This window comes from Salinicoccus hispanicus, from assembly GCF_009831115.1.
Taxonomy (GTDB): domain Bacteria; phylum Bacillota; class Bacilli; order Staphylococcales; family Salinicoccaceae; genus Salinicoccus; species Salinicoccus hispanicus.
Map to the genome: position 1 here is coordinate 714,019 of NZ_WUUK01000001.1, position 27,000 is coordinate 741,018.

The window sequence follows — 27,000 nt, forward strand, 5'->3', positions numbered from 1 at the left end:
TAATATCGTCAATTGGAAATGTGCGTTTTGAGTGTTGTATATAATGAATTATGCATACTGTTTCGCAGACCGGCTGTTATCGCTTCCGGATGCTCCTCATGCGCTTCTTCCAATCGCTGCTTTTGATCTGGGGCCGTTAGAACATCCAACATCAGATCATTGCCGGATGTAACAGCTTGTGGTGCTTCCATAAACCCGAATACCGCATCTGAAGATACAACACCTTGAAAGCCCCACTCATCTCTAAGCATTCCATTCAATAATGCAGGGTTTGCCCATTTTCCATCAATATAGGAAAAACTGGACATTGCACCAGTGACACCCGCTTCTTTTACAGCCATTTCAAAAGGACGCAGATGAATTTCCCGCATCGTTTGTTCATCGGACCACACCAGCAGACCGGAACGTGCATTCGTCTCTTGCTCATTCATTATGAAGTGTTTCATGAATACTGTGACACCCTGATCCTGAGCACCTTTCGCCATACCCGCGCCAATCATGCCGTTCAGGACAGGATCTTCCGACATATACTCAAAGTTTCTGCCCCCAAGTGGCGAACGATGAATATTAAGTGCTGGAGCATACCACCCGTGGATTCCGTATGCTTTTGCTTCCTGTCCGATCATATCACCCATCTCATACGCCAGCTCTTTATTCCAGGTGGATGCGACAACGATTTCCGTCGGATAGGCACCGGCTTCAACCTGTTTGAATCCGAAGAAGCTGAATCCGGCAGGCCCATCCATCAGAACTGTATTCGGAATACCGTGTTCATCAATCTCTCTTGTGTGATAGGCACCTTCTGTTACATAATCGATCATCTGATCTACAGTCAACTGATCCAGAAATTCGTCCCATAAAGGATCATCGTAGTCGAGCCCTTTCAGATCTTCCAATAGAAGACCGTTCTCAGCGCCTGTCTCAGGCATTTCCACATCGTCATTATATTCATGCCCCTGAACTCTTTCAATCACTTTATCAGAGGCAACTTTTGAGTCATTCTGGTCTGATGGGTACGTGCCCTCCCAGTCATTACGCGAAAGAACTGTCAATTCATTTTCTGATTCCGTAAAACGGTTCTCGTATTCTGTTCCTGTATCAGTGTCTGTCTGGTATACAATATCTTCAGCTATTTCGAAGTCCAGCGTATCGTCGATTTCATGGACGTTCCTGCCAAGTTTAATTTCATATGTTCCATTCTCCAAAATGTAGTTCTCATCTGATATATCGTAAGAAGCCATGTCTCTTGTATCATAACTGATGGTCAATACTTCAGACTCTCCTGGTTCAAGTGAGCCTGTTTTCTCAAATGACACCAGGTTGATGGCAGACTTTTCAATGCCTCCTGGAGTATAGGGCGCAGAATAATAAAGTTGAACAACATCTTTACCAGCCACTTCGCCTGTATTCGTCACTTCAACCTCCAGTTCGATGGAATCATTATCCAATTCCTGGTCGACTATATTCCAATCAAATGTGGTATAGCTCAGACCGTGTCCGAAAGGAAATTGAACGGCTTGATTGTAGCCTTCTTCATCTCCTTCATAAAAAGTTTCATAATACCTGTATCCTACGTAGATGCCTTCTTCATAGTTGAGATAGGCTTTATCCAGATTATCATACTTGTAGTCTCCAAAATTTTCACTCGCAGGTGAAGATTCAGTATCATACGCATACGTATCTGTAATACGGCCTGAAGGATTCAGTTCCCCTGAAAGAGCCTCGGCGAGAGAACGTGTTCCCAATGGACCCGGCGTCCCTGTCCAGATAACAGACTGGATACTTGGATACGCCTCGACAAATCCGAGCTCCAGTGTATTACCAGCGTTAACCACAATTGTAACGTTGCTGAAGTTGTCAGTTACTTTTTCAATCAGGCGATCCATTTCATCTGATAGTTTCAATTGATTATCACTTATATCTGAAGCCTCTACACCCTCCGATTGAACGATGATCATCGCATTTTCAGAGTATGCTTTCGCTTGGTCTATAGCTTCATCTGATACATCGGGTTCACCTGCTGCTTCATCACTGCTCACCATCCCTTTGAAGACTTGAACAATCCCGGCATCTGTATTTCCTACGGATTCTTCCAATTCAGGCAATCCAGCGTAGTAATCATATAGGTCCTCATTGTAATCAATCCCTGCATCTGCAAGTGCGTCGAATAGATTCACAGCACGACTCAGATCGGATGCACCAGACCCACCCCCGCCATACTTGAACGTAAAGGCTGTGGAGCCAAACACATTGATCTTTTCATCTTCCAATGGCAGAGAATCATTATCATTCTTTAATAACACCAGTCCTTCATCCGCAATCTCTTCTGAAACCTGATCAGCGGCTGCCCTTGCTTCATCGGCTTCTTCGCTTGTTGTATCAATTGTAATATGTTTACCACTCAAGTTTCCAACTACACTTGCAACTGTAGGTCCTACCGTCACCACAATGACCAGTAGCAGTGCAGCCAGTACGGACCAGCCTGCGAAACGTACTGGTCTATTTTTTAGTTTCCTATACATTCTGGCATCTTTTTTCGCCGCTCTTCTTTCTTTACGGCTTGAGGTTTTCAATTCTTCTTTTCTTTGCTGTTTCTGCTTTTTTCGCGAAAGTTTATCACCTTTAATTTCTGCCTTTCGTTCTGTTCCCGGCAAAGCAGCAATTTCCTGTTTTCTTTCTTTACGCTTCGCCTTATCTGTCTTCACACGATGCAGTATTTCCTGCTTCTTCTCTCTTTTCTTTTTAAAGTACTTGAACATGAGGTTCCCCCTTCAGCTTTTGGCCCTTTTAAATTTGGATTGCTGTCCAGCTTCATCTAATTCCGTTCTGATAATTTTACGTTGTTCTGCCCAACATCCTCCTGGTTGAAATGAATGAATGAGTATATGTAGCATCAAGTGCAATCCTGTCCATCAGATGCGGACTTCGCAGTTCCAATTCAAATCAACAAACACTGCATCCGATACCATAAAGATAACGCTTTCATTTAAAACCAAAAAAATTGGTTCTTTCTGACTCTATTTTTAAAAACTGATCGCACTATTCTGATTAGATGCATGATTAATGCTTTGCCAGACCTCCCCGCATCTATTATCCGAAAGAATAATTAGAAGTATTTTCTTACAGAATTAATTACAATATACTATCTGACACCTCCGTATACATTCCATTATTTAATAAGTGCTGTTCCGATTATTGACTTATATAATAAATGAACACTGTCATTATTTAATGACAGCGTCCATTTTGTGCTTCTCTTATATTCAGATGTACGGTTTCGGAACATACCAGCTGGTCTCAATATGCACGTTTTATCTCGATCAATTGTATTTCATGCGGTTGCAATGACGTTTCCAGGCTGTACGCTTTTCGTGCAGAAACATGCTCGATTTCAACTCCCGGTTCCGATCTTCCTCTAATATATTTTATTGTATCCTTGTCCATAACCTCGGGTGCTCCGATATCGACCCAAGCATCATAGGAAGATCCCTGTTGGCTGTTAACATACTGCTTCTTTACTATGTACTCCCCATCTAGATCCTTTAAAGTTAAGTGAATGGACTTGACACGTTCATCCTCAAATACCTTATGACGACTCGTCGGTGACAGTTGGGAATAATCAAATGATCTGTATAAGTGGTTGGGATGATTGTAATTGATAAGGAGTATCTGGTAATCTTCGCCGCTTCTGGTGATGATCATATCATCATCTTTTGCCACAAGATATTCACCAAGCCTGCTTAGGAAAAGGAATGCATGGTATCCGGCCTTTTTGATGCCATTATAAGTCAATAGACCAAATCCGCCATGGAAGAGCGGCTGCTCCAATCGGAACTCATCGAATATGTCCGTAAATGTCCAAAAACCCATTCCTTTTACTTTTTCAAAGTTTTCGATAACGCTTTTAGTAATGAAAGTTCCCATATAACATGTATCGTGTAACAGGTCCCTGCTATCAGGATTCGCATTCCATTCCGTTATCCACAGTTCTTTATTGATTGATGGCAATCCTCTACTCTTATCGATGATGTGGTCAATGCGGGCAGAAAAATTATCTTCATCACCCAGCATAATGCTGCCTGATTCCGCTATTTCCTGGATACCGGTTTTTGTTAATGCATCATCACTCTTTATCTGTGGTGTCTCAGATTGAGTCGGAATATTAGTGGATAGATTATAGACATGGAAAGAAAAGAAATCTACACCAACCTCTTCCTTATGGGTAAAGGCCTCAAAATCATCTAACCATTTTTGACTCCTAAAAAAATCAATGATTCCAAATCCTCCAATTTTTATTTCAGGATCAATTGCTTTGATGCATCTGTAGCTCTCCGCATAAAAGGCAAAGAACTCCTGCCTCGTCCCAGCCCAGAACTGTTCCACTTCCGGTTCATTCCAAAACTCAAAATACCATGTTCTGACTTCCTGCAGTCCATATCGATTAATCAGATGCCTGAAGAATGCATCCAGTAGACCAAGCCATCTCTCCATGTCTTTTGGCGGGGATATGAATGCCTCCCATGAAAATAGTTTTTTATCAGTACTTGCCAGATCCTTCGGCATAAATCCTAGTTCAATAAAAGGTTTCAGACGGACCTCAAGCAGGTTGTCCAATAGAGAGTCGATATGATTGAATTTAAAATAGTAGGAGCCATCCGATCTTTCATTATAGACCAGGAGCTGATCTGAAAAGATTCCATGGAATCGAATATATTCGAACCCAATCTCGTCCTGGATCTGTTTCAATTGATCATAAAAATCCTTTCTCAGCGCGTGAGGCGCAAAACCGAAAGTCATCAATTCTGTGAAAGAGCGATTTATTCCTTTTGAATGTCTACTCAGATCAATTGTTTTGGGTTCTACTTTTTTAACTGTGGAACCACCAATATCTTTACGATCCAGGTATTTGAATAGGTTTACGAATGATTCCTTGCTGTTGATGCTCAAGTAATCCTTTATGACGCCTTTCTTCAACTCTATTCGGTATTGTTCCCGATATTGTATTGGTGTTATCCCCATTGTTTCCTTGAAGACCCTGTAATAAGACTTGCTGTCTGGAAACCCAAATTTGAGTGCTATATCTGTTACAGTCTCATCTGTTGTCCGTAAAGTCAGCAATGATTTATTCAAACGCATATTATCCAGGTATTTCTTCAGGGATACTCCCACATTCGACTTGAAATACCTTGATAGATAATGGGGATTCAATGAAAACTCTTTTGCCACATCCTGCAATCCAAAATGGACTTCCATACATTGTTCATTCATATATTGAAGTATATTTACGAGCCTCTGATCATCTTCCAGCCGCTTTTTCTTTGCTTTTGCCGGAACTTCAAAATGTTCCAGAAGAATGACTACAAGATCCAACAGCATTTTTTTAATCTTAAGATCGTAAAGGTTTTTCTGATTCAATACCAGGTCCATCATATTGGCCAGAATATATTTTATCTCATCCAATACAAATATGGATTCATCTTCTACTTCTTTTGAGTTTAAATAGAAGCTTTTCTGCTCAATATCAATATCCAGATTTCTGAAATATCTATTGTCATATTGCAGAACCAACAGATGTGTCTGCCCAAACCCGGTCCTGGAGCTGATGAAATGCAGTTCATTTTCATTCACAAGAAAAACATCACCCGTCTCCAGTCGGTAGTCATCCTGGTTGACCCTGATATCCAGTTCCCCTTCCAAAACAAAAAGAATCTCAGTCGCTTCATGCCAGTGAAAGGGAAACTGTTCAACTGTATGTGTGAAAATGTTGATCGGCAGATCAACTTGATAATCTATCTGCTCATATTTGTAGTGCATGCCTCACCGCTCCTCTACAAAATTGTTCATAATCGATATAAAAATAACTACATGGTTTTTCAAGAACTCAGGTATGGTCGTTACTTCTAATACTATCCAAATTGAAAAGGCGTTACAATAAGGTTGTAGAAAAACGCCTGCCATTTCATTATTTTGGATTACAGTAGTAATGTACAAGGAAGTGATAATTAGGTTAAAAATATTACCTTAAAATATATCGCAACAGCTTCAACTCTGATTTTGATTTTAACAAGTGTTTTGCCATTAAACATAGCTATAAACACAACAGATATAAATAAAGAAAGTTAATACTTATTGAATTACTTTTATCTGTAGCATTTTTATCAAACCTGTTTTTACCTGAGACGATAAAGGATGTCTTTTCAGATGTGACGTACCCGCTTAAATAATTTATGCTCGCTAGACTGTCGTCTGCATGTATAACGAGCATAAATTATATCCCCATAGGTTTCACCTCTTGGAATTGCATACGCCTCATCAAACGCCTTTTGCCTCTGATTAAGCTTGCTTACCACATCATCTTTATCTATTTATGTATTTGCATCACAAAAAAGACACCCTAAGAGGTGTCCAGATAGTACTAGTCAAAACTACTTATCTTCTAAAATAATATCAACAATCGCTTCATTACCTGCATAGTCCGTATACTCCTCAACACCTGTAACAATCCATGTTTCACTATATTCTTCAAAGAGAAAATCATCTCCAACTTCTGGTATTTCAGCAATAAAGTTTTGACTTTCGTTCAGACCATCACTGCTTTGTGCATTTATTATAACTTTGTGCACATAACCATCTCCTTTGTTTATGTAGTCAAGTAATAAAGTACTTCACATCATTCGTCCTCGAAATGCAATCTAGATAATCTAAGGTGATCGATTAGCTTATCCATTCTATCTAAAATAAGTAAAAAGTCATAATCTATTTTCCAATGATCTCTATCCATGTCCAGTTTTCTATCACCTTGTCCCAAAGCAAGTATGCCACCTTGCGTAATTATCTCATTTTGAAAAACGAATGGCTTCACAGAATGAGTAAAATCATTCCTGATTTCACTTGTTCTAAATTTGTGGTCAAAGATAATATTCCTCAAGGGTTCTAATTTACATTTTTTAAAGAACTCACGCCTAATATATCTCTCATCGTACTGTAGCTCATTTACTCTGTTTATAAGTATTAATTGTAAATCTTTTAATGTCGATATATCAGATGCTAATCTGTCTAAATGATATAAATACCAATAATAATCCTTGTTTTCTTTTGGTGTTTTACTTAATAAATATTTCTGATAATCAGTGAGTGAGTATGAAGCAAAAAGATTATTAATTGTTATGTTAATAGATTGTATAACAGGATTAACATCTCCTGAAAACTTTAACAATCTAAAACCTAGAGCCCATTCAAGGCTATATCTCCCTATATAGAGATTCAAATATCTATCTCTTAACGCGTTATGGACACCTAAACAGTAATTTTCATCATATTTCATTGGCGAAACCATAAACTCATCCTTTTGTTTAAACATTTCAACAAATACACTATTCATCTTCAAACTAACCTAAGGAAAACCTTCATAAAAACTAATTAGAGAACTGAGCCATTACATTATCGAATATTTTATAATCCCATGTATCTTTTTTAGATAGCTCTATTTTTTTACCGGAATGGTAAGTGAGTGTAACCTTTTGGAGTAGTGGAATTTGTCCTGGACTAGGTTTACTGAAATCTTTCTCGCAAATTTCTATGCACCTAGAATACTTAGTAATCGATAGTTTTTCGCCTATATTCTCTATATTAAGGACGCTCTCATCGTTAACTAATAGAGCACGACTATCAGAATGGAAATATAATATCCTATAATCTCCAACAGAAACATGCCCTTTACTTACTAACTTAACTAAATTTATGAACACAAAAGACTCTTCTAGAAACTGCAAGTTCAATTTACCAATTTCATTTCCTTCAAAATCTTTTTTACTCTCGTGAAATATAGAGGATATCATATCGTAAGCATTTTCTTCTTTTTTTTCTAGATTCATATTCCATTACTCCCTCCTTTATAACTTATTTAAATTATAGCAATATTTAGTATAATAGTCAGTAGCAGGATCTAGGCGACTGCACTTCTTAATATTCAGTGGGATTATCCCAGGAGGTGCGTAGTTATGGCTAGACGTGGAAAATGTTCATGTTCGCCTAAGCGCAGAGGTCCTATGACTGTAAAGGTTTCTCGGTATTACCGTACCGATGGAACCAAGGTTAAGGCCCATAAGCGTCACGTCCCTAAGTAGCCTTTGACGTCGCAATCACAGATTTAACACCAGAAGGAGCCCAGCTCTCCTGCTACATAATAAAAACCTTCCATATTGACGCGATACCCAAAATTGAACTTTCGAGATTATGCTGATTCCAAAGTATGTTCCCTGTATTGAACGGAGGACATGCCTTTTAGTTTTGTCTTAATCCAATTGTGGTTATAAAATTTTACATACTCATGAATTTCCTTTTCCAGTGCCTTATAAGATTCAAATACCTTTTCGTAAAACATTTCCTGTTTGAGCAGACCAAATAGATTTTCCATCAGTGCATTATTCAAGCAATTGCTTTTTCTGGACATGCTCTGACTGACATTATGTGCTTTCAATAGCTCAACGATAGAACAATGTTGGTAGTAGTAACTCTGGTCAGAATGGAAAGTCAGATCATGCATCGGGGCGTCCGCACTTTCCAACGCCTCTTTGATGGATGCTAAAGCAATATCCGAGTTTGGCGTACGACTGACTCTCTAAGAGATGATTTCTGAGTTGTAGGTATCCATCACTGTTGGCAGATACAGCCTGGATCCCGGAACCGACAAAGCAAATTCAGTGACATCTGTTGCACCTTTAAGCATGTTGCGGTTGAGGCAACCACTCATTAATAAAATCAATAACCAGGTTGAAGTGTTTTTGTATGAGTTGTATGTGTCTCTTAACACAAGCGACTTCATTAATGCCTCGGTTAATATCTTTAAATAATTTCGTTTTGATACTTTTCGATTTGCATAGGCAAATGCTCTGACAGTCTCCACCACTGTTTTGCCGACTTGACGGTTGATATAGTGATATTCACCAACTTCAAGCTTCACCTCGGTTTTTAAGGTACGTAACATCTTTTTCAATGGTTTCCACTTTCTTATTCGTCTTGTCCAAGGCTTCGAACTGGATTCTTATAATTTCTATTAGATCCTTTGATGTTTCGCGCTTTCCTATTCTACAAATTTTAGAAAGCCTCTGAGGTGACCCAGCGCTTGAATCGTTTAGTTGCATTTAAATAACTGCTAAAAATGAATGAATATAAACCGGATTCGTTGATTACCGTTTGGTTTTTCTTTGACTTGCCGTATTGATTTGTGACATCAGCTTATCCTCAGAATCAACGTGCTTCCAAATTGCACCTCTAGAATTGGCGTAACCCAAAACATCGGTAACATCTTTTGCGACAAAATATGGTTCATCGTTAACCTGTAATGTTCAAACGTTCTTTTATTTAAAACTGAATATTCTTAATCCTTTTATGCTCTACCTTCTTTTCTAGTATAATATTCCTTAAGGAAGAGGGTGAAATAATGAAATTCAAAGGATTTGATGAGTTCGAAAAGAAACTTAACCGTATTGCTAAAAATGCTCAAGAACTTGATAGCGACAATACTGTGAGCTTCGTAGATTTGTTTCCTGAATCTTTTATGTCTAAGAATACGAAGTATACCAGCATGCAAGAGTTTATGGATGACTTCGACTCTGATATAACAAACGAAGAGTTTAAAGAAATCCAAAACAGCAATGAATGGAATGAGTTTGTAAAGTCAAATTCTAACTTTGCAGATTGGGATAGTATGATCGGAACAGCTACTGAGGAATATGCCGCTAATCAACTATTTGATGGTATTTAATTCTTGTTGTAAATCGGCAATGATTTTTGCAACTCTTTTGTATTGAACTCAATCTCTACACTTGGAAGGTTTTTGGTTTGATTGCTCCTATTAATAGTTTTTCCATAGGATTTGAAAATCTATCAGTCGGCATGACTAAGCGTAGTATGACGATGGATTTCACTGACATTGTATCCGCCTTAAAAGAGCTTGATTATACCTTTGATAGTTTCGGTATATCTGCTGCTCTTCCATTGGTAGATCAATATGGTGAAAAAAGTGTTGAGGATGTAATTCACTCTAATTGCAATCAGGAATTTCTAGATCGTATCAATCCGAATAACTCACTGACTGTCCAAGAGAACTTGCCAGACCTTGCAACTGAATGGTGGGAACACGCTGCATTAAATAAGTAATCTACACCTGCTGACCATCGGCTTTCAATTGATTTACATTCATACGCAATTATACTAAGAAAAATCATGTGCTTCTGTTCTTTATTCATTATATAAGGAGGAAAGAAAATGGCTAATAAAAAGAAAAATATCAAAATGGCACAAAAAGCTGTATTAAAGGATGGGGAAGAAATACAATTTGTACTATCTGGAACTTACGAAACAAAGTCTCTTGGTGCTGATACAGTTAAAAATGGTATCTTGATTGCTACTAAAGAAAGGCTTGTATTCTATGCTTCTAGACTCACTGGGTATGACTCAGAATCATTCAAATATGAGAACATTTCATCTATAGAATCTGGAAAGAAAATGTTAGGAAATACACTGACTTTTTATTCTTCGGGTAATGAGGTTAATCTAAAATGGATTCAAGATGCTGAATACCAAGAATTTATGGATTATGTAGAATCAAAGATTGGTAAGAAAGGCTCTTCAACAGGGGATGTCAAGAATGATTCTCTTGACCAATTGAAGAAACTGAAAGAGCTATTGGATTTAGATGCAATAACTCAGGAAGAATATGATCGAAAAAAAGAACAGTTATTAAACCTATGATCTTACCAAGTTGAATAATATACACCGACTGACCATCGATTTCTGGTGGTCAGTCTTTTTTAAACTTAAAAATGAACGTAGGTTCTGATTCAAGAGGGATTTTGATGAGAATCGAAGAGAAAATCAACGAGATTGTGAATATATGTGTGGTGGATCGACTGGATCTATCCATCGAGCACCTGCCTGATATGTTTGATGTCCATGTTATGTTTAACCACAAAAAGGATCTCTATGTTCATAAGAAAGGCATAGATATCATCGGTTTACGATTCGACAAACGATTCGAGATGTACAAATCATTCTGGCACGAGTTGGAACACATTTTGCTGCACTATACAGATCAGAGAGTGATGCCAGACGACTTTAATGAATGCAGGAAGCCAAAGGTAATAAGTTTGCCCTACTCCTCATGATGCCTGAGAAGCTGGTTGTGAAGCATGACTGTACAAGACCCAACAGGTTGCCAACTACTTTGATATGCTGTTTGACATGCCATTGCTGCATATAGACATGCTGATTGAGCAGACATGCATAACTACTTTAACTTAGGGGTGATGATTAAAAAAGCTATAAAGATCAATGGAAAATATGGATATGGTTTCAGATACAATGGAAAACGGTATAGGAAGCAAGGATTCAGTATGAAAGTGGATGTTGAAGCACAGATCAGAAGGATTGTTAATGAATCCTCCAGGGGCGATGCAATATCCAATGTGTTGCTGGTTGAGTATTATTAATAATGGATGAACGCCAGGAAGAAAGGTCTTGTAATCCAAAAAATTTGGAACAACTATAAAAATGATAAAATACTTATATTCCTAGGGGGTATGGGAGATATCGTCCAAATATTGACCAGATTAATTGTCTTTAGTACCCCTTATTCAACTAAGACAAAAATAAAAACCCTGCAACCTTATGGTTACAGAGCTTCAAAAGAGACACTTTTTCAATTTTACGTCCCAGGAGGGAGTCGAACCCCCGACCTACAGCTTAGGAGGCTGTCGCTCTATCCTGCTGAGCTACTGGGACATGATATGATGATAAAAAAATGAACCCCGTAGATGGGGTTCTTTTTAAAACGTCCTGGGAGGGATTCGAACCCCCGACCGATAGCTTAGAAGGCTATTGCTCTATCCGGCTGAGCTACCAGGACCAATCGAACAAATACAATTATAATCAATTTCGAGGTCAAAAGTCAAACGTCTATAGGAAATTAATGATGTTTTATTACACCTGGGGTACAGGGAATTTTAAAACTTCATCCTTTATATTCCTTTTTGAGCTGCCGATACATGATGCAGTCATGGAAATGGTCATATAGGAATTCGTAATCGGCAAGTATGCCCTCTTCCACGAACCCCATCGCTTCGGGCAGTGCACGGCTTCTATAGTTGTATACGCCGCATATGATTTCAATCCTATTGAGTTTGAGCGTATCGAATCCATAGGAGACAAGCCGCCTGATGGAACGGCTGGCAACGCCTTTGCCCTGGGCGTCCTTGGTGAGCCAATATCCGATCTGACCCCGGCTGCTCAGTGACACGATTTCGTTGTAGCCGCACATGCCGACGAATTCGCCTTTATAGAATATGCCGAGCTGCAGACCTGTTCCATTATCGATGATCTCCTGCCATGCCTTGATGATTTCAACGTACTCCTCTGCACTTTTCATGTAATCGACCCACGGCAGCCACCTTCTGAGATGACTGCGGTTCTGGTCCACCGCATCATAGACCATTTCATAATCTTTCTGCTGTACTGCTCTGAGTTCAATTTCTGCATCGACTTTAATGATCACCATAACACATTCCTTCTATAATGATTGTTGTGGGACTCGAATACTCATGATGGGCTGTCGGAACTGATGATTTTCTTTCTGACCTCGGTATCGATGGTACATGCCATCTTCTCATTCAGCCGGTAGCGGTTGCTGGCAATGAAACGGTACAGTGCGTTGCGCCAGCATACCGGAATGATCTTCAGCAGCCGGATGGCTCCGACTCTTGTTGTATCTGCCAGAACTTCGATGATGGCATCGGAATGAAGGTACATGTCATCCGAATAGTATACGACGGAATCGATATGCTCCGGGATGATCCCATCCAGTGCTGATATGGGCGTGAAGCGCAGTATATCCTTGCGGTCGAGCCTTGTGATGATTTTTGCGAATCGGTTGCAGATGATGCAATCGTCATCGAAATAAAGTATATTCATAATTGACACTCCTTGATTACGGACTACGGGAAAGGAAAAGCATACATATGAAAAGCCCTATCAGAATATATATGGCGACCTATTTCGTCGTTCTCTCCATACTCTACCTGACCATCCGGTATACGACATTCGAAATGCGCCCTGCAATATTCATCGTCCTCTCCCTCCTGCTGATCATCTCGACTGCAGCCAGCATGCGATTCCGGGATGGCCGGGGCACGATGGAGTGGACCATTCTATTTCTTACGGTCATCATGCTGCTGTCATTTCTAATAAAATAGACCAGGCGCCCCCTGGTCTACAGTGTATCCAAATCTATTTCCCGCAATACTTGATGGTCTCTGCTCAGGAAAGTGACAATATTGCTTGAAGTGTCGAGCACTGCGTAGGATTCTTGCAATTCACCTTTGGAGTTGGAAATACTGCCCGGATTGATGCAGTAGATGTCACCGACCTTCTCAGCCTTTGCAACGTGGGAATGGCCATAGAATGCATACTTTGCCTCGTATTCACGGGCACGGTCGGCAAGGATTTCACGGCTCTTTTTGATGTCGTAATAATGACCGTGTGTATAGAAAGTCCGTGCTTCTTCATTATAGCCTTCGACCGGGTAACGGCTGTCGGTGTCGACATTACCCGCTACACGCTCGAAGTGTGCCATTTCCGTATCATCATAGCTGAATTCACTGTCACCCAGATGAATGTTCAATTCTCCGGCATTCCTGCCGAACGCTTCGTACCCTATGCCCTGCTCGCCGTGGTTGTCACTGACAATCAGTATTTTCATTCCTGTCACCCCTCATTATATCGTATGAGTACATTAAAGACTTCCTTATCCTCCATCAGACGATCGAGTGCATTTCTTCTATGACTTATTTCCCCTTTTTCTTCGGTGCTAATCATGCCGAGCAGTCTGCCATCTTCTGTTCTGAATAGAGGATCATAGCCGAAACCGTGCTCTCCTTCAGGCGACTCCAATACTTCGCCATGCAGTTCACCGGTATATGTTCTTGTCTCCATACCCGGAATCGCCAGAGCGATGGCACTTGTGAAATGGGCGTGGCGATCACTTACCCCTTCGAGTGCAGAAAGCAGTTTCCTGTTGTTTTCTTCATCCGTCGCATCTGGTCCTGCGTACCTGGCAGAGTAGACACCAGGAGCATCCTCCAGTGCATCGACCGAAAGGCCGGAATCATCGCTCACGACCGGCATATCAAGTGCCTCTGCAGCGGCTTCCGCCTTCAGTACAGCATTGCCGATGAAAGTGTCTTCCGTCTCTTCCACTGAAAAATCAGGCAGGATTTCCTTGATGCCTATAATGTCATGATTCGGGAAAATCGCTTGGAAATCATTGATCTTTCCTTTATTGCCACTGGCCACTACTATCTTCACCATACTATTCCTCCTTCAGTTCAACTTGTTCCAGCCTGTATTCGATGAAAGGCATCCAGTCTTTCAGTATATACTCGAAACGCCCGGTCTCACCATTGACGATCATCAGATGTTCAGGATTCGATTGGGGGGATGCATGCCCCTTGAGCATGGTCAGCATCGCACTGACCTCGCGGGCAGTCTCATAACCGGAATCGATCACTTTTTTCCTGCCGTAGAAATAATCTTTGATTTCATCGGCCAGCAGGGGATAGTGTGTGCATCCGAGGATGACTGTATCGGCTCTTGTATCTGCAAGATGCTTCAATGTCTGGTGGAGTACGATGCGTACAACCACCTTGTCCTTGTATCTCAGCTCTTCTACAAGTGGGACAAACTTCGGGCAGGCGGTACTCTGTATTTTGAAGCGGTGGCTGATCTGATGGATTGCTTTCGGATAGGCACCGGAAGCGACAGTCCCTTCAGTGGCCAGAACAATGACATCCTGGTTCGAACTGCTCTGTATGGCACTCCTTGCCCCTGGATTGATGACGCCGATGACAGGAATGTCATATCTCTTCTCAAGAATGTGCAGCGCCGCTGCGGTTGCCGTATTGCAGGCCACAACCAGCATCTTGATGCCCCGGCTGACAAGATGATCAGCAACCTGCAGTGTAAAGCGTCTGACCTCCTCCATGGAACGGCTGCCATAGGGACACCGGTCGAGATCTCCGAAATAGACGATCGACTCATCCGGCAGCTGTCTCATGATCTCCTTGGCGACAGTCAGACCGCCAACACCTGAATCCATGACACCGATCGGCCTATTCATCGCTCTTTTTTTCACTTTCATGCAGTATCGATTCCAGAATGCCGGGCAGCATATCACGCTCTTCAGAGGAAAGGTGGTCTGTTATTTCAGATATGTATGAAACACGTTTTGCTATGACTTCCTTGATGATCTGCAGTCCTTTATCCTTCATGAGGACAAGGACAATACGCTTGTCCTTCTCATACTTCTGTCTTTCGACAAACCCGCCGTTCTCCAGCTTATCGACGATATCCGTCGTTGTGGAATGTGCCAGATCAAGCCTGTTCGACAGCTCGCCGATTGTAATGCCGACCTTGTCATCCACCCACTGCAGGGCCACAAACTGCAAAGGAGACAATTCATACTTCTTAAGTATCTCCCGGCCATGACTTTTCACATGCGCCGATATATACCTTATTGATTTTTCTATGGATATGATGGATTCTCTATCGCTCATTGACCCCAGTCCTTCTTGATTATTTCTTCTATTATAACGTAATTGAAAATAAAAAAATAGGAAGAGCAGCGCTCTTCCCATTACAGCCTATTCTACTTCGTGGTCGCTTCCGAAGAAGGATTTGAACATATGGAAGCTTGTTTCCCTCTGCATTGCAGCAATGGACGTCGTCAAAGGAATTCCTTTCGGGCACGCCTTGACACAGTTCTGTGCCATACCGCATTCAGCGACGCCGCCTGCACCCATCAGTGCATCGAGGCGTTCATTCTTGTTCATGCTGCCTGTCGGATGCAGGTTGAACAGTCTGACCTGACTGATTGGTGCTGCACCCATGAAATCGGAACTGTCGTTGACGTTCGGACATACTTCAAGGCATACACCGCAAGTCATGCATTTTGATAGCTCATAGGCTGTCTGGCGCTTCTTCTCAGGCATTCTTGGTCCAGGACCAAGGTCGTACGTACCATCGATCGGCACCCACGCCTTGACACGTTTCAGGCTGTCGAACATGAATGTACGGTCGACCTGAAGATCTTTCACGATCGGGAAAGTGGACATCGGTTCGAGCTTCACCGGCTGTTCCAGCTGGTCCACCAGTGCGGTACACGACTGTCGTGCACTGCCGTTGATCACCATGGAACAGGCGCCGCAGACCTCCTCGAGACAGTTCATATCCCAAGTGACAGGTGTCGTTTTCTCACCTTTTGTATTGACGGGATTCCTCTGGATTTCCATCAGCGCGCTGATGACATTCATATTCTCACGATAAGGGACTTCGAACTCTTCCCAGTACGATTTTGCATCTGTATGTTCCTGACGCTTTATACTGAACTTGATCATTTTTTCACTCATCTATTTTTTAGCACTCCCTTCAGCCTTTTTCGAGTAATCTCTTTTACGAGGCGGGATGAGGCTTGTATCAACATCTTCGTATTCGAAACGCGGTGCTTCCAGTGGGCCTTCGAAATATGCTTTTGTTGTTTTGAGCCATTCTTCGTCATTCCGTTCAGGGAAATCAGGTTTGAAATGCGCCCCACGGGATTCGTTCCTGTTGTATGCTCCGATCGTGATGACACGTGCAAGCACAAGCATATTCCATAGCTGGCGAGTAAAGAACGCAGCCTGGTTGCTCCACTTTTTAGTATCATTGATGTTTATCCGCTTGTAGCGGTCCATCAGTTCGACAATACGTTTGTCTGTTTCAAGCAGCTTGTCATTGTGGCGGACAACTGTAACATTATCCGTCATAAGTTCGCCAAGCTCCTTGTGGATGACGTAAGCGTTCTCATCTCCATCCATGTTCATTATACCATCAAACTTCTCCTGCTCAGCTTTCACATGCTTCTCAAAGACGGAGTCATCCAGATCCTCATAAGTGGAATCAAGACCTTTGACGTACTGGATTGCATTCGGTCCAGCGACCATGCCGCCGTATATTGCGGACAATAGCGAGTTCGCCCCGAGTCTATTGCCACCATGCTGGGAATAGTCGCACTCCCCTGCTGCAAACAGCCCAGGAATGTTTGTCATCTGATCATAATCCACATACAGGCCGCCCATTGAATAGTGGACTGCCGGGAAAATCTTCATCGGTACTTTGCGCGGGTCGTCACCTGTGAACTTCTCATAGATTTCGATGATACCGCCGAGTTTCACGTCAAGCTCATGCGGATCTTTATGTGAAAGGTCGAGGTACACCATGTTCTCTCCATTGATGCCGAGCTTCTGGTTGACGCAGACGTCGAAGATTTCGCGTGTGGCGATATCACGTGGAACGAGGTTTCCGTAGTCCGGATATTTCTCTTCGAGGAAGTACCATGGCTTGCCATCTTTATATGTCCAGATACGACCGCCTTCTCCGCGTGCCGATTCACTCATCAGTCTCAGTTTATCGTCGCCCGGGATTGCTGTCGGGTGGATCTGGATGAATTCTCCATTTGCATAGATTGCACCCTGCTGATACACAACAGATGCTGCAGATCCGGTGTTGATCATGGAATTGGTGGATTTGCCGAAGATGATCCCCGGCCCGCCTGTCGCCATGATGACCGCATCCGACTTGAATGTTTCGATGTTGGCACTTGTGACTTCCTGTGCTGTAATTCCGCGTGCACGCCCCTCGTCGTCGAGTACTGCACCAAGAAATTCCCAGCCTTCAAACTTTCTTACGAGGCCATCCACTTCATAGCTTCTGACCTGCTCATCCAGTGCATACAGGAGCTGCTGTCCTGTCGTTGCCCCGGCAAATGCCGTCCTGTGGTGCAGCGTACCGCCGAACCTTCTGAAGTCGAGCAGACCTTCAGCTGTTCGGTTGAACATGACACCCATACGGTCGAGCAGGTGGATGATCTGTGGTGCCGCTTCGGTCATTTCTTTGACCGGCGGCTGATTGGCCAGAAAATCCCCGCCGTATACCGTGTCGTCAAAATGGATTGATGGAGAGTCGCCCTCACCTTTAGTGTTGACTGCTCCATTGATTCCGCCTTGCGCACATACGGAGTGAGAACGTTTTACCGGCACAATCGAGAACAGGTCTACCTCAGCACCTGCCTCAGCTGCTTTTATCGTTGCCATCAGTCCGGCGAGTCCGCCACCGACAACGATGATTTTATCATTAGCCATTCTGTCCACTCCTTATTAGATAAATGCCAAAATTGCCTGTATACCGATGAAGCTCACAACTACAAAGATGACGGCAGATACATAGCTCATTACGCGCTGTGATCTGTCGGATTGTGTGAAGCCCCATGTCACCATGAATGACCATAGGCCATTGGCGAAGTGGTATACTGTCGCGATGATACCGATGATGTAGAATACCAGCCATGCCGGATTTGCGACAATCTGATGGACCATGTCAAAGTCCACTTCTGTTCCAAAGAATACCTGCACTCTCGTCTGGTAGACGTGTATGGCGATGAATATGAAGGCGATTACACCGCTGACCCTCTGGAAAAGGAACATCCAGTTTCTGAATGTGCTATATGTACCCACATTATATCTCGCAGTGAACGCAATATAAATACCGTAGATACCATGAAACAGAATCGGAATATATATTACAAATATCTCCAGAAACAGTACAAACGGCAGACTGCCCATGAATTCCGAAGCTGTATTGAACGCCTCTTCACTGCGGGTTGCAGTGTGGTTGACCAGCAGGTGCTGAATCAGAAAAACACCTAGTGGTATGACTCCCAATAAAGAATGAAGACGTCTGATCGCAAAGCTTGAATCTTGTTTCGACACTCGAATTCCCCCCTAACTCTCCAATGAAATAAGTTTACACAAGAACCATTTTACTCCCAAGGTATACATAAATCAAGGCGACCCCGAAGGTTACATGAAAAAATATTGAGAAAATTAAAGCCTATGATATCAGGCATTAAGCGCTTCCAGTATCCGTTCTGCGATTGGGGCAGGAATACCGATTTCAGTGAAATCCTCGACTTGCTTCTCGCTCATTCTTTTTATTGATCCGAAATGGGTGAGCAGCTTCTGCTTGCGCTTTGGACCCACGCCTTCAATATCATCCAGTCTTGAAGTGACGGACGTCTTGCGGCGTGTATTCCTATGAAAGCTGATGGCAAACCTGTGGACCTCATCCTGTATGCGCTGCAGCAGATAGAACTCCTGTGAATTCTTCTTCAGCGGTACAATTGCCGCCTGGTCTCCGTAAAGCAGTTCCGCTGTCTTATGCTTATCATTTTTGGCGAGTCCGGCGACCGGTATATCGAGCGACAGTTCATCGAGGAGGACAGCTTTGACCGTGTTCATATGGCCGACACCACCGTCGACAATGATCATATCGGGCAGAGGGAGCCCCTCTTTCCGCACACGCGTATACCTGCGTCTCACCGCTTCTGCCATCGAAGCATAGTCATCGGGCTGGGTGACAGTTCTGATCTTGTACTTCCGGTAGTCCTTCTTGCTTGGTTTTCCATCGACAAACGACACCATGACACTGACCGGGTCGACGCCCTGAATATTCGAGTTGTCGAATGCCTCTATGCGGATCGGTGTCTCGATATTGAGCACTTCGCCCAGACGATCGATGGCACCGGTGGTCCGTGCCTCATCCTTCTCGATCATTTCAAATTTGTTTTCAAGAGCGATTTCAGCATTCTTCGTTGCCAGATCAACCATCTCCCGCTTCTGGCCCCTTTTAGGCTGTACGACAGTCACAGGCAGGTATTGATCGATGACCTCCTGATCAAGGCCATTGGCAATATGCACTTCTTTAGGCAGCAGGTTTGATTTCAGGTCATAGAACTGGGCGATATACCTGAAGAATTCTTCCTGTACATCGTCATTGATCGGGAACATGTCCGCCTTCTTCTCGATCAGATTGCCGTTTCTGATCAGCAGTACGGATACAGCCATCCAGCCTTTTGACACACTGAAGCCGAAGCAGTCCCTTGCGGTGACATCCTTCGTCATCATCTTCTGCTTGTTCATCGTTGCTTCGATATGCCCGAGAAGATCCCTGTATTCCTTGGCTTTTTCAAACTCCAGGTTTTCAGATGCCACTGCCATCTTCTCCTTGAGTTCATCGACAATCTGTTTCGTCTCCCCATTCAGGAACCGGGTGATGCCATCAATCATTTCCTTGTACTGTTCTGCCTCGACATCGTAGACACATGGACCCAGACACTGGCCGATATGGTAGTACAGACACAGTTTATCCGGCATTGTATTGCATTTGCGGAGCGGGTAGATGCGGTCGAGCAGCTTTTTGGTCTCATGTGCACTGTACGCATTCGGATAGGGTCCGAAATATGTACCGGTGGAAGGCTTGACCGTTCTTGTGACAATCAGCTTCGGGTGCCTTTCCTTTGTGATCTTGATGAAGGGATAGCTCTTGTCGTCCTTGAGCAGGATGTTATATCTCGGGTAGTGCTTCTTGATCAGATTCAGCTCAAGCAGCAGCGATTCGACTTCGGAATTGGTCACTATGAAGTCGAAATCGACAATCTCCTTGACCAGCCGCATCGTCTTCTCATCGTGCGCACCAGTAAAGTATGACCTGACCCTGTTTCTCAGATTTTTGGCTTTGCCGACATAGATGACGATGCCATGCCGGTCCTTCATCAGGTAGCAGCCGGGTTCAGTCGGCAGCACTGACAGTTTAAGTTTAAGTTCTTCCATAATGATCCCTCTACATATATATTATAAAAAAGCCGCCCGAAGGCGGCTGTCTTTAAATTATGAGTGCTTTTCAATAAGTGAAACGAGCTGTTCTTTCGGCTGGAAGCCGACAACTTTATCAACAGGTTCTCCATCTTTGAAGAGGATGAGTGTTGGAATGCTCATTACTTCGTATTCACTGGCTGTAGCCTGGTTATCATCAACATTCAATTTAGCGATGTCAGCTTTGCCTTCGACATCCTGTGCAACTTCTTCAAGTACAGGAGCGATCATTTTACAAGGTCCGCACCATGGTGCCCAGAAGTCCACCAATTTTAGTCCACTTTCCACTTCTTGTTTGAAATTCTGATCATTCACTTCTATAATTGCCATTTGAAATTACCTCCATTGTGTTGATTATGTTCCAATTATACCATGAGGATATATAAATCCTCAATCTTACTGCCTATGCAAAGAACATCAGGTAGACGATCCCGCTGAGAAACATCAAAATTGCGACTGCAATCAGTACTTTCGCGAGTTTGTACATATCAAAATTATCCATAGGACCCCCTACTTCATTTCAACTACGGTAACACCGAAGCCGCCTTCGCTCGGCATGCCGCCTCTGAATGATTTCACTTTAGGATGCGTTCTCAGGAACTGCTGTACACCCTTCTGCAGGGCGCCTGTCCCCTTGCCATGGATGATCTCCACTTCATTATAGTTGGAAAGCATCACCTGGTCGAGATACTGGTCCAGTTTGCGGAGCGCCTCTTCATAGCGCTGGCCCCTGAGATCGAGCTCCCTTTTTACAGATGTCTTGTTGATTCTTCTCGATACAGTCCGCTTCGGCTGCTCCTTCTTGCGCTTCTTCACTTCGTCCATGCCGACCTTCATTTTTATGATACCCATCTGGACGGTGACCGAATCGTCCTTCACTTCAAGCACTTCACCCTTCTGACCGTATGACAGGACATCCACCTCATCTCCTGCAGAGATCTTCTCCTTCTTGGTGGCACGCTCCTTCTTCCTGATATCTTCCGCGTGATAGCTGTCGGTCAGTGCCTTCTTCTGGTCGATCAGTTCATGCTCCTGGATGTCGGCACCGAGTTTCTTCATATCTTCCAGCGTCCGGATGATATCATCGGCCTTCGCTTCCGCTTCCTTGATGATACGGTTGGCATCGGCACGTGCTTCCTTGCGGAGTTTTTCCTTATAGGCTTCATAGTCCGCCACCTGGCTGTCGAGACTCGAGTGGAGTTTCTCTGCATCCCTGAGCAGCTGCTGTGTCTCCACTTCATTGTCCTGCGCTTTTCTTGTATGACGCTCGAGCGCAGTGATCATTTCATTGACATCTTCGTTATCCCTGCCGGAAAGGTTGCGTGCACGCTCGATGACATCCCCATTCAGACCAAGTTTATTGGAGATTTCAAATGCATTGGACTTGCCGGGAATGCCCATCAGCAGGCGGTAGGTCGGAGACAGTGTCTCCACATCGAACTCGACACTCGCGTTCAACGTGTCTTCCCTTGAATAGCTGAATGACTTCAATTGCGGATAGTGCGTCGTCGCAACGATGGTCGAACGTTTGCCGAGCAGATACTCGAGAATGCTGATGGCGAGTGCCGCACCCTCTTCCGGATCTGTCCCTGCACCGAGTTCATCAAGCAGTACCAGACTGTTTTCATCCGCTTCGTCCAGAATGCCTGTAATGTTTGTCATGTGACTCGAGAAGGTGGACAGGGACTGCTCGATGGACTGTTCATCCCCGATATCGCTGAAGACCTTCTCGAAAAGACGGAGCCGGCTGCCGTCACGCGCCGGAACCGGTATACCCGACTGGGCCATCAGCACACTGAGGCCGATCGTCTTGATGGTGACGGTCTTACCGCCGGTGTTCGGACCGGTGATGATGACGGCCCGCGTCTCCTCATCCATTGTGATATCATTCTTTACTACTTCGTCACCCGGTATGAGGGGATGGAATGCAGCCGGGAGATGGATGCCACCCGACCTCGCCACTTCAGGCTTCGAACCTTTGATTCGGGCGCCATATTTTGCTTTCGAGAAGATCATATCCATATGGTGCAGTGCATCATCCGTCATCGACAGCTCGGAGCCGACTTCCGCCACTTCTGCTGACAGCTGGTAGAGGATGCGTTCCACTTCCGTCTGCTCCTCATCCCGCAGTCTCTGTATCTGGTTGGTCATCTGGACGACTGCCATCGGTTCCATGTAGACGGTCTGTCCACTCGATGATATATCGTGCACAATGCCGCTGAATTCACCCTGATGCTCCACTTTGACGGGAACAACATAGCGGTTGTTGCGCATCGTGATGATGCTGTCCGACAGCTTCTTCTGATTCGACCCGCGAATGATGTCATTCAGGCGGTCGCGTATCTTCCCTTCTTCCGAACGGATCTTCCTTCTGATTCTGAGCAGTGCTTCCGATGCATGATCGAGCACCTGGCTGTCGTCCACCGTTTCCGTAATTCTTCTGTATAGAAAATGAACGTCCGGCAGACCGTTGATGTAAATCGGCAGGTTGCCGAGTATGACCTCTTCATCTTCAAAATCGCTGAAGACGCCTTCAAGCATATGCTTGCGGTTCAGCATCGACCTGATTTCATTCAGCTCCTGTACCCCGAGCATGCTGCCGATCTCTGCACGTCTGACATGCTGCTTGATATCGGTGATGCCACCCAGTTCGATCGCCTTGTATCTGAGCATGGTGGAAGCATCATCGACTTCGTTGATCATCTGCAGTATTTCGTCCAGATCGGTCGACACGATGTCCCTGTCGATCATCTTTCTCGTCTTTTCGCTTTCAGCAAAAGCGGAAAGCTGGGCGAGTATCTTATCGAACTCCAATGTATTGATTGTTCTCTGATTCATTTTCAACCCTCTATTTCCCTTTTTTGACCCACTCTCTGAAATCTTCCCTTGAGAATGTATTGATCACTTGATTCTTCTCGATCAGACCCTTCTGCAATGTTGCCGTACCATATTCCATGAATTCGAGATGACGGATGTGGTGGGCGTCGGTATTGACTGTCAGCATCAGGCCTGAATTTCTGATGACGGATGATGACAGGTCGAGACGCCTCGGATTGGCATTCACTTCCATTACAGTGTTCGTATCTTCAGCCATCTGGATCAGCTTTTCGAAGTCTACCGCATAGCCGTCTCTTCCGCCAATCAATCTGCCTGTCGGATGTGCGATATGTCGCACATAAGGATTCTCACATGCCGACTTGAGCCGGTGCATGATCTCATCCTCCGTCTGCTGGAAGCTCGAATGGATCGCTGCGATGACATAGTCCAGTTCCTTAAGCATATCATCCGCAAAATCCAAACTTCCGTCCTTCAGTATATCCATCTCCGTCCCTGTGTATATGTCGATTTCAGGATATTCCGGCCTCAGTTTCCTGATCTCCTCGATCTGCTGGCTTAAACGCGCTTCATCAAGGCCATTCGCGACACGCAGACTCTTCGAGTGATCCGTAATGATCATGTATTCATATCCTTTGGCAATACAGGCTTCGATCATTTCACGCACGGAATAGGCGCCATCACTGTACACCGTGTGCATGTGCAGGTCGCCCCTTATATCATCCAGTGTAACGATCTTTGATACATCGATGTCCGTCTCTTCACCGGTCTCCCGCATGGCGGGTGCAATATAGGGCATATCGAAGTGAGAGAAGAAATCCGCTTCCGACTCGAACGTCAGAAGATCATCCCCTTTTTCCACCCCGTATTCACTGATCTTTTCGCCTCTCGTTTTCGCAATCTGGCGCATTTTTACGTTATGTTCCTTTGAACCGGTGAAATGGTGCAGCGTGGTATAGTAGGCTTCCGGTGTCACGAAACGCATGTCGACGCCGATCTGATCCATATCATGTTCAACGACTACAGACAGCTTGCGCTCGCCTTTCGCCACAACCTCCTGTACAAACGGGAGATTGACGAATGCTTCTGCAACGCCGGATGCATCGGTGGTCTGCACAATGAAATCGAGATCCTTGCTCATCTCCTTGTAGCGCCTTGCACTGCCGGCAACATCGTATCTGTCGACGCCCCCGATCTCAGTGAGCGCCGCTTCTATGATGCTTCTGAAGCCTTGAATCTTCTCGATCGGATATCTTTCGGGACGGGTAAGGAGTTCATCGATCGCTTTGGCGATGTTTTCCTCGGTCTTCTTGCCGAATCCGCTCAGTTCACTTACCCTGCCGGCAACACACTCCGCCTTCAGTCCTTCCAGCGTCACGATACCGAGTTCCTTGTGCAGCTTCGCAATCTTTTTCGGGCCGAGTGTCGGCAGCTTGAGCATCTGGATGAGTGATACCGGCACGGATTCCTTCAGTTCGTCCAGTACCGAGGAGCGGCCCTTCTCCACGTACTCCGTGATCACCTCATTGACACCTTTGCCGATTCCCTTCATCTCTGAAAAATCGTCGATCTCGGACAGTGATCTCGGATCCCTTTCAATGGCCCCGGCCGCTTTACGGTAGGCCGATACCTTGAACGGATTTTCGAGCGAAAGTTCCATATATGTTGCGATTGTCTCAAGCAGATTGATAATATCTTTTTTTGTCATATTGACCTCCAAAAAAAGAGCCATATTTCTATGACCCAGTCTGTAACCATTCTATGAACTTATCGGAAATGATGAAAGTATTGTCCATCAGGAATCGTGCAAGCCCTGAATTTTCTATTGTGGTCTGCACAATATCCAGCGGAATCAAAGTCGCCATGACCAGGATGACCACCAGCAGGTAGATCATTTCTATCAGGCCGAGCGCTGTTCCAAGTATGTCACCTGTACGTCCGAATGCATTGACCTGCTGAAGATAGTCGAAAGCACTGACGATCAGCTGTATGACAATTTTTGCAACAACAAAAATCATGAAAAATGCGGCCATTTTATAAAAGCCGAACTCTGCGTTATCTATCTCGGGCAGCAGCGAGCTTGAAATCGTCTGGGCCGTCGACGGATAAGGCAGGACCATGTCCAGACGAGAGGCAAGTCTTTCATAGTTCATGGCAGAAATGATGATGGCCGAAATCGTACCGATCAGATGAAGGAGCTGCAGTATAATACCCCTGCGGTATCCGATGACCATTCCTATGATGAGAAGTATTAATATCAGCAGTGTCATGATATCAGTTTCCCTGCTGGTCCATTTCTTCCAGCAGCGCCTCGTGCTTCTCAGCCAGCTTTACGTACTCATCCATGACGTTCACTGCTGTAAGCACTGCTTTTCTGGTGGTATCAAGTCCTGCATTCTTCATACCGATTTCTTTGATCTTATTATCTACAAGTCCTGCGACATACCGTATATGCTCAGGGTTGTCTTCTCCGACCAGCGTATACTTCTGGTCATTTATTACGACAGCAATGCGGTTTTTATATTCTGCCATCTGACATTGCCTCCCTATCCAAAGTTTCAGCTCTTATATGTTATCATTAATTTATTATACTTATCCACTACTGGATACACAAGTATATGCATACGAAAAAACACAAAGGATAGAATAATTATGAACTATGATATGTTGAATACAATCGGCAGCGACGAAGCTGGCGTCGGCGACTATTTCGGCCCGATGACAGTGTGCGCTGCCCATGTACCAAAAGACAAAGTCGCGCTGCTGCGTGAACTTGGCGTCAAGGATTCGAAGAACTTGTCGAACAACACAGTCGACAAGCTGGCTCACGATATCACCCATATCGTCCCCTACTCCCTGGTTGTACTGGATAATCCCTCCTACAATAAGAAGATTGATGAAGGCTGGAACATCGTCAAATTGAAGGCGGTGCTGCATGACCACTGCATCAGAAATGTCTTCGAGAAGCTTGAGCCCAAGCAGCAGGATGATGTGGAAGCCATTGTCATCGACCAGTTCACTACAGAGAATGCCTATCAGAAATACGTTCCGGAACCCTTCCGGCTCGATCTCATCCACCAGGAGACGAAGGCCGAGTCGAAAGCCATCGCTGTCGCCTGTGCCAGCATACTCGCCCGGAGCAAGTACCTCGAACAGATGAGCAATCTGAACCAGCATTTGAAAAAAGAAGTGCCGAGAGGTGCCAGCAAGAAGACGGATCAGTTTGCAGCACAGCTCGCCGGCAGACATGGCATGGAGTATGTTGACAATCTGACGAAAAAGCATTTCAAATCCAGGCAGAAAGTCATGGACCTGGTCGATCAGAAAAGGAATAATAGATAAAATCATCATTGAGATGACACCGGTT

General features: G+C 44.2%; 31 protein-coding genes and 2 tRNA genes. 7 read left to right on the top strand and 26 right to left on the bottom strand.

Annotated elements, in window-relative coordinates; translation table 11 throughout:
• Positions 1–8 precede the first annotated feature (8 nt).
• From GQ671_RS03590 to GQ671_RS13065, 9 genes are all read right to left on the bottom strand, one after another.
• Positions 9–2,759, bottom strand: coding sequence for a glycoside hydrolase family 3 N-terminal domain-containing protein (locus GQ671_RS03590; RefSeq protein ID WP_160652789.1), 2,751 nt, complete (start codon positions 2,757–2,759; stop codon positions 9–11).
• A gap of 538 nt (positions 2,760–3,297) precedes the next feature.
• Positions 3,298–5,814 (bottom strand): GH39 family glycosyl hydrolase, encoded by a 2,517-nt coding sequence (locus tag GQ671_RS03595; protein ID WP_160652792.1) that lies wholly within the window; start codon positions 5,812–5,814, stop codon positions 3,298–3,300.
• Positions 5,815–6,425: 611 nt separating this feature from the next.
• Positions 6,426–6,623 (bottom strand): hypothetical protein, encoded by a 198-nt coding sequence (locus GQ671_RS03600; RefSeq protein WP_160652798.1) that lies wholly within the window; start codon positions 6,621–6,623, stop codon positions 6,426–6,428.
• Between the two features lie 47 nt (positions 6,624–6,670).
• A complete protein-coding gene (locus GQ671_RS03605; RefSeq protein WP_160652801.1) occupies positions 6,671–7,381 on the bottom strand; it encodes a Cthe_2314 family HEPN domain-containing protein in 711 nt (236 codons plus the stop codon).
• A gap of 34 nt (positions 7,382–7,415) precedes the next feature.
• Positions 7,416–7,874 (bottom strand): hypothetical protein, encoded by a 459-nt coding sequence (locus tag GQ671_RS03610; RefSeq protein WP_160652804.1) that lies wholly within the window; start codon positions 7,872–7,874, stop codon positions 7,416–7,418.
• A gap of 359 nt (positions 7,875–8,233) precedes the next feature.
• On the bottom strand, positions 8,234–8,545 hold the full coding sequence (locus GQ671_RS13055) for an IS3 family transposase (protein ID WP_160652807.1): 312 nt from the start codon (positions 8,543–8,545) through the stop codon (positions 8,234–8,236).
• 75 nt (positions 8,546–8,620) lie between these two features.
• Positions 8,621–8,995 carry a transposase family protein gene (locus GQ671_RS12975; RefSeq protein WP_246153123.1) on the bottom strand — a complete coding sequence of 125 codons (375 nt, stop codon included), beginning with the start codon at positions 8,993–8,995 and terminating at the stop codon, positions 8,621–8,623.
• A gap of 101 nt (positions 8,996–9,096) precedes the next feature.
• Positions 9,097–9,189, bottom strand: a complete 93-nt coding sequence (locus GQ671_RS13060) for a BRO family protein (RefSeq protein WP_322789459.1) — start codon at positions 9,187–9,189, stop codon at positions 9,097–9,099.
• On the bottom strand, positions 9,189–9,293 hold the full coding sequence (locus GQ671_RS13065; RefSeq protein WP_281354829.1) for a hypothetical protein: 105 nt from the start codon (positions 9,291–9,293) through the stop codon (positions 9,189–9,191). Before GQ671_RS13065 ends, GQ671_RS13060 begins: the two co-directional genes overlap by 1 nt.
• 149 nt (positions 9,294–9,442) lie before the next feature.
• Here GQ671_RS13065 and GQ671_RS03635 point away from each other — a divergent pair, with 149 nt between their 5' ends.
• From GQ671_RS03635 to GQ671_RS03655, 5 genes are all read left to right on the top strand, one after another.
• On the top strand, positions 9,443–9,766 hold the full coding sequence (locus GQ671_RS03635) for a hypothetical protein (protein WP_160652810.1): 324 nt from the start codon (positions 9,443–9,445) through the stop codon (positions 9,764–9,766).
• Positions 9,767–9,843: 77 nt separating this feature from the next.
• Entirely contained in the window at positions 9,844–10,161 is a 318-nt protein-coding gene (locus tag GQ671_RS03640) for a hypothetical protein (protein WP_211364880.1), read from the top strand.
• A gap of 108 nt (positions 10,162–10,269) precedes the next feature.
• Positions 10,270–10,755, top strand: coding sequence for a PH domain-containing protein (locus tag GQ671_RS03645; RefSeq protein ID WP_160652817.1), 486 nt, complete (start codon positions 10,270–10,272; stop codon positions 10,753–10,755).
• A 104-nt stretch (positions 10,756–10,859) separates the two neighbouring features.
• Complete coding sequence (locus GQ671_RS03650) at positions 10,860–11,168, top strand: hypothetical protein (protein ID WP_160652820.1); 309 nt, start codon at positions 10,860–10,862, stop codon at positions 11,166–11,168.
• A gap of 114 nt (positions 11,169–11,282) precedes the next feature.
• The gene (locus tag GQ671_RS03655; protein WP_211364881.1) at positions 11,283–11,492 is read left to right on the top strand and encodes a hypothetical protein; all 210 of its coding nucleotides are present in this window, start codon (positions 11,283–11,285) and stop codon (positions 11,490–11,492) included.
• Positions 11,493–11,710: 218 nt separating this feature from the next.
• Here GQ671_RS03655 and GQ671_RS03660 read toward each other — a convergent pair.
• The 4 genes from GQ671_RS03660 to GQ671_RS03675 all read right to left on the bottom strand — a co-directional run bounded on the left by GQ671_RS03660 (position 11,711) and on the right by GQ671_RS03675 (position 12,969).
• A tRNA-Arg gene (locus tag GQ671_RS03660) sits at positions 11,711–11,784 on the bottom strand.
• A gap of 50 nt (positions 11,785–11,834) precedes the next feature.
• Positions 11,835–11,908, bottom strand: a tRNA-Arg gene (locus tag GQ671_RS03665).
• 105 nt (positions 11,909–12,013) lie between these two features.
• On the bottom strand, positions 12,014–12,556 hold the full coding sequence (locus GQ671_RS03670; RefSeq protein ID WP_160652827.1) for a GNAT family N-acetyltransferase: 543 nt from the start codon (positions 12,554–12,556) through the stop codon (positions 12,014–12,016).
• Positions 12,557–12,597: 41 nt separating this feature from the next.
• Positions 12,598–12,969 (bottom strand): thiol-disulfide oxidoreductase DCC family protein, encoded by a 372-nt coding sequence (locus GQ671_RS03675; RefSeq protein WP_160652830.1) that lies wholly within the window; start codon positions 12,967–12,969, stop codon positions 12,598–12,600.
• Positions 12,970–13,016: 47 nt separating this feature from the next.
• On the opposite strand from GQ671_RS03675, the gene GQ671_RS03680 reads away from it, so the two are divergent.
• Positions 13,017–13,250 (top strand): hypothetical protein, encoded by a 234-nt coding sequence (locus GQ671_RS03680; RefSeq protein WP_160652833.1) that lies wholly within the window; start codon positions 13,017–13,019, stop codon positions 13,248–13,250.
• Between the two features lie 17 nt (positions 13,251–13,267).
• Here GQ671_RS03680 and GQ671_RS03685 read toward each other — a convergent pair whose 3' ends face one another.
• From GQ671_RS03685 to zapA, 13 genes are all read right to left on the bottom strand, one after another.
• Positions 13,268–13,756 carry a YfcE family phosphodiesterase gene (locus GQ671_RS03685; RefSeq protein ID WP_160652836.1) on the bottom strand — a complete coding sequence of 163 codons (489 nt, stop codon included), beginning with the start codon at positions 13,754–13,756 and terminating at the stop codon, positions 13,268–13,270.
• Positions 13,757–13,761: 5 nt separating this feature from the next.
• On the bottom strand, positions 13,762–14,364 hold the full coding sequence (gene rdgB / locus GQ671_RS03690) for an RdgB/HAM1 family non-canonical purine NTP pyrophosphatase (protein ID WP_160652839.1): 603 nt from the start codon (positions 14,362–14,364) through the stop codon (positions 13,762–13,764).
• A gap of 1 nt (position 14,365) precedes the next feature.
• Complete coding sequence (racE, locus tag GQ671_RS03695) at positions 14,366–15,172, bottom strand: glutamate racemase (protein ID WP_160653544.1); 807 nt, start codon at positions 15,170–15,172, stop codon at positions 14,366–14,368.
• Positions 15,165–15,608 carry a MarR family winged helix-turn-helix transcriptional regulator gene (locus GQ671_RS03700; RefSeq protein ID WP_160652842.1) on the bottom strand — a complete coding sequence of 148 codons (444 nt, stop codon included), beginning with the start codon at positions 15,606–15,608 and terminating at the stop codon, positions 15,165–15,167. The genes racE and GQ671_RS03700 overlap by 8 nt, the downstream gene beginning before the upstream one ends.
• A gap of 87 nt (positions 15,609–15,695) precedes the next feature.
• Positions 15,696–16,460 carry a succinate dehydrogenase iron-sulfur subunit gene (gene sdhB, locus GQ671_RS03705; RefSeq protein WP_160652845.1) on the bottom strand — a complete coding sequence of 255 codons (765 nt, stop codon included), beginning with the start codon at positions 16,458–16,460 and terminating at the stop codon, positions 15,696–15,698.
• Positions 16,461–18,230 carry a succinate dehydrogenase flavoprotein subunit gene (gene sdhA, locus GQ671_RS03710; protein ID WP_160652848.1) on the bottom strand — a complete coding sequence of 590 codons (1,770 nt, stop codon included), beginning with the start codon at positions 18,228–18,230 and terminating at the stop codon, positions 16,461–16,463.
• Positions 18,231–18,245: 15 nt separating this feature from the next.
• Positions 18,246–18,857 (bottom strand): succinate dehydrogenase cytochrome b558 subunit, encoded by a 612-nt coding sequence (locus tag GQ671_RS03715; protein WP_160652851.1) that lies wholly within the window; start codon positions 18,855–18,857, stop codon positions 18,246–18,248.
• 129 nt (positions 18,858–18,986) lie between these two features.
• Complete coding sequence (uvrC, locus tag GQ671_RS03720; protein WP_160652853.1) at positions 18,987–20,756, bottom strand: excinuclease ABC subunit UvrC; 1,770 nt, start codon at positions 20,754–20,756, stop codon at positions 18,987–18,989.
• Positions 20,757–20,813: 57 nt separating this feature from the next.
• Complete coding sequence (gene trxA / locus GQ671_RS03725) at positions 20,814–21,128, bottom strand: thioredoxin (RefSeq protein WP_160652856.1); 315 nt, start codon at positions 21,126–21,128, stop codon at positions 20,814–20,816.
• A 180-nt stretch (positions 21,129–21,308) separates the two neighbouring features.
• On the bottom strand, positions 21,309–23,636 hold the full coding sequence (locus tag GQ671_RS03730; protein WP_160652859.1) for an endonuclease MutS2: 2,328 nt from the start codon (positions 23,634–23,636) through the stop codon (positions 21,309–21,311).
• Positions 23,637–23,646: 10 nt separating this feature from the next.
• The gene (gene polX, locus GQ671_RS03735) at positions 23,647–25,341 is read right to left on the bottom strand and encodes a DNA polymerase/3'-5' exonuclease PolX (RefSeq protein ID WP_160652862.1); all 1,695 of its coding nucleotides are present in this window, start codon (positions 25,339–25,341) and stop codon (positions 23,647–23,649) included.
• Between the two features lie 28 nt (positions 25,342–25,369).
• Positions 25,370–25,903, bottom strand: a complete 534-nt coding sequence (locus GQ671_RS03740; RefSeq protein ID WP_160652864.1) for a CvpA family protein — start codon at positions 25,901–25,903, stop codon at positions 25,370–25,372.
• 4 nt (positions 25,904–25,907) lie between these two features.
• Positions 25,908–26,165, bottom strand: coding sequence for a cell division protein ZapA (gene zapA, locus GQ671_RS03745; RefSeq protein WP_160652867.1), 258 nt, complete (start codon positions 26,163–26,165; stop codon positions 25,908–25,910).
• 120 nt (positions 26,166–26,285) lie between these two features.
• Between zapA and rnhC the strand changes: the two genes are divergently transcribed.
• Positions 26,286–26,975: a ribonuclease HIII gene (gene rnhC / locus GQ671_RS03750; RefSeq protein ID WP_160652870.1), complete on the top strand. Its 690-nt coding sequence runs from the start codon at positions 26,286–26,288 to the stop codon at positions 26,973–26,975.
• Positions 26,976–27,000: the final 25 nt, after the last annotated feature.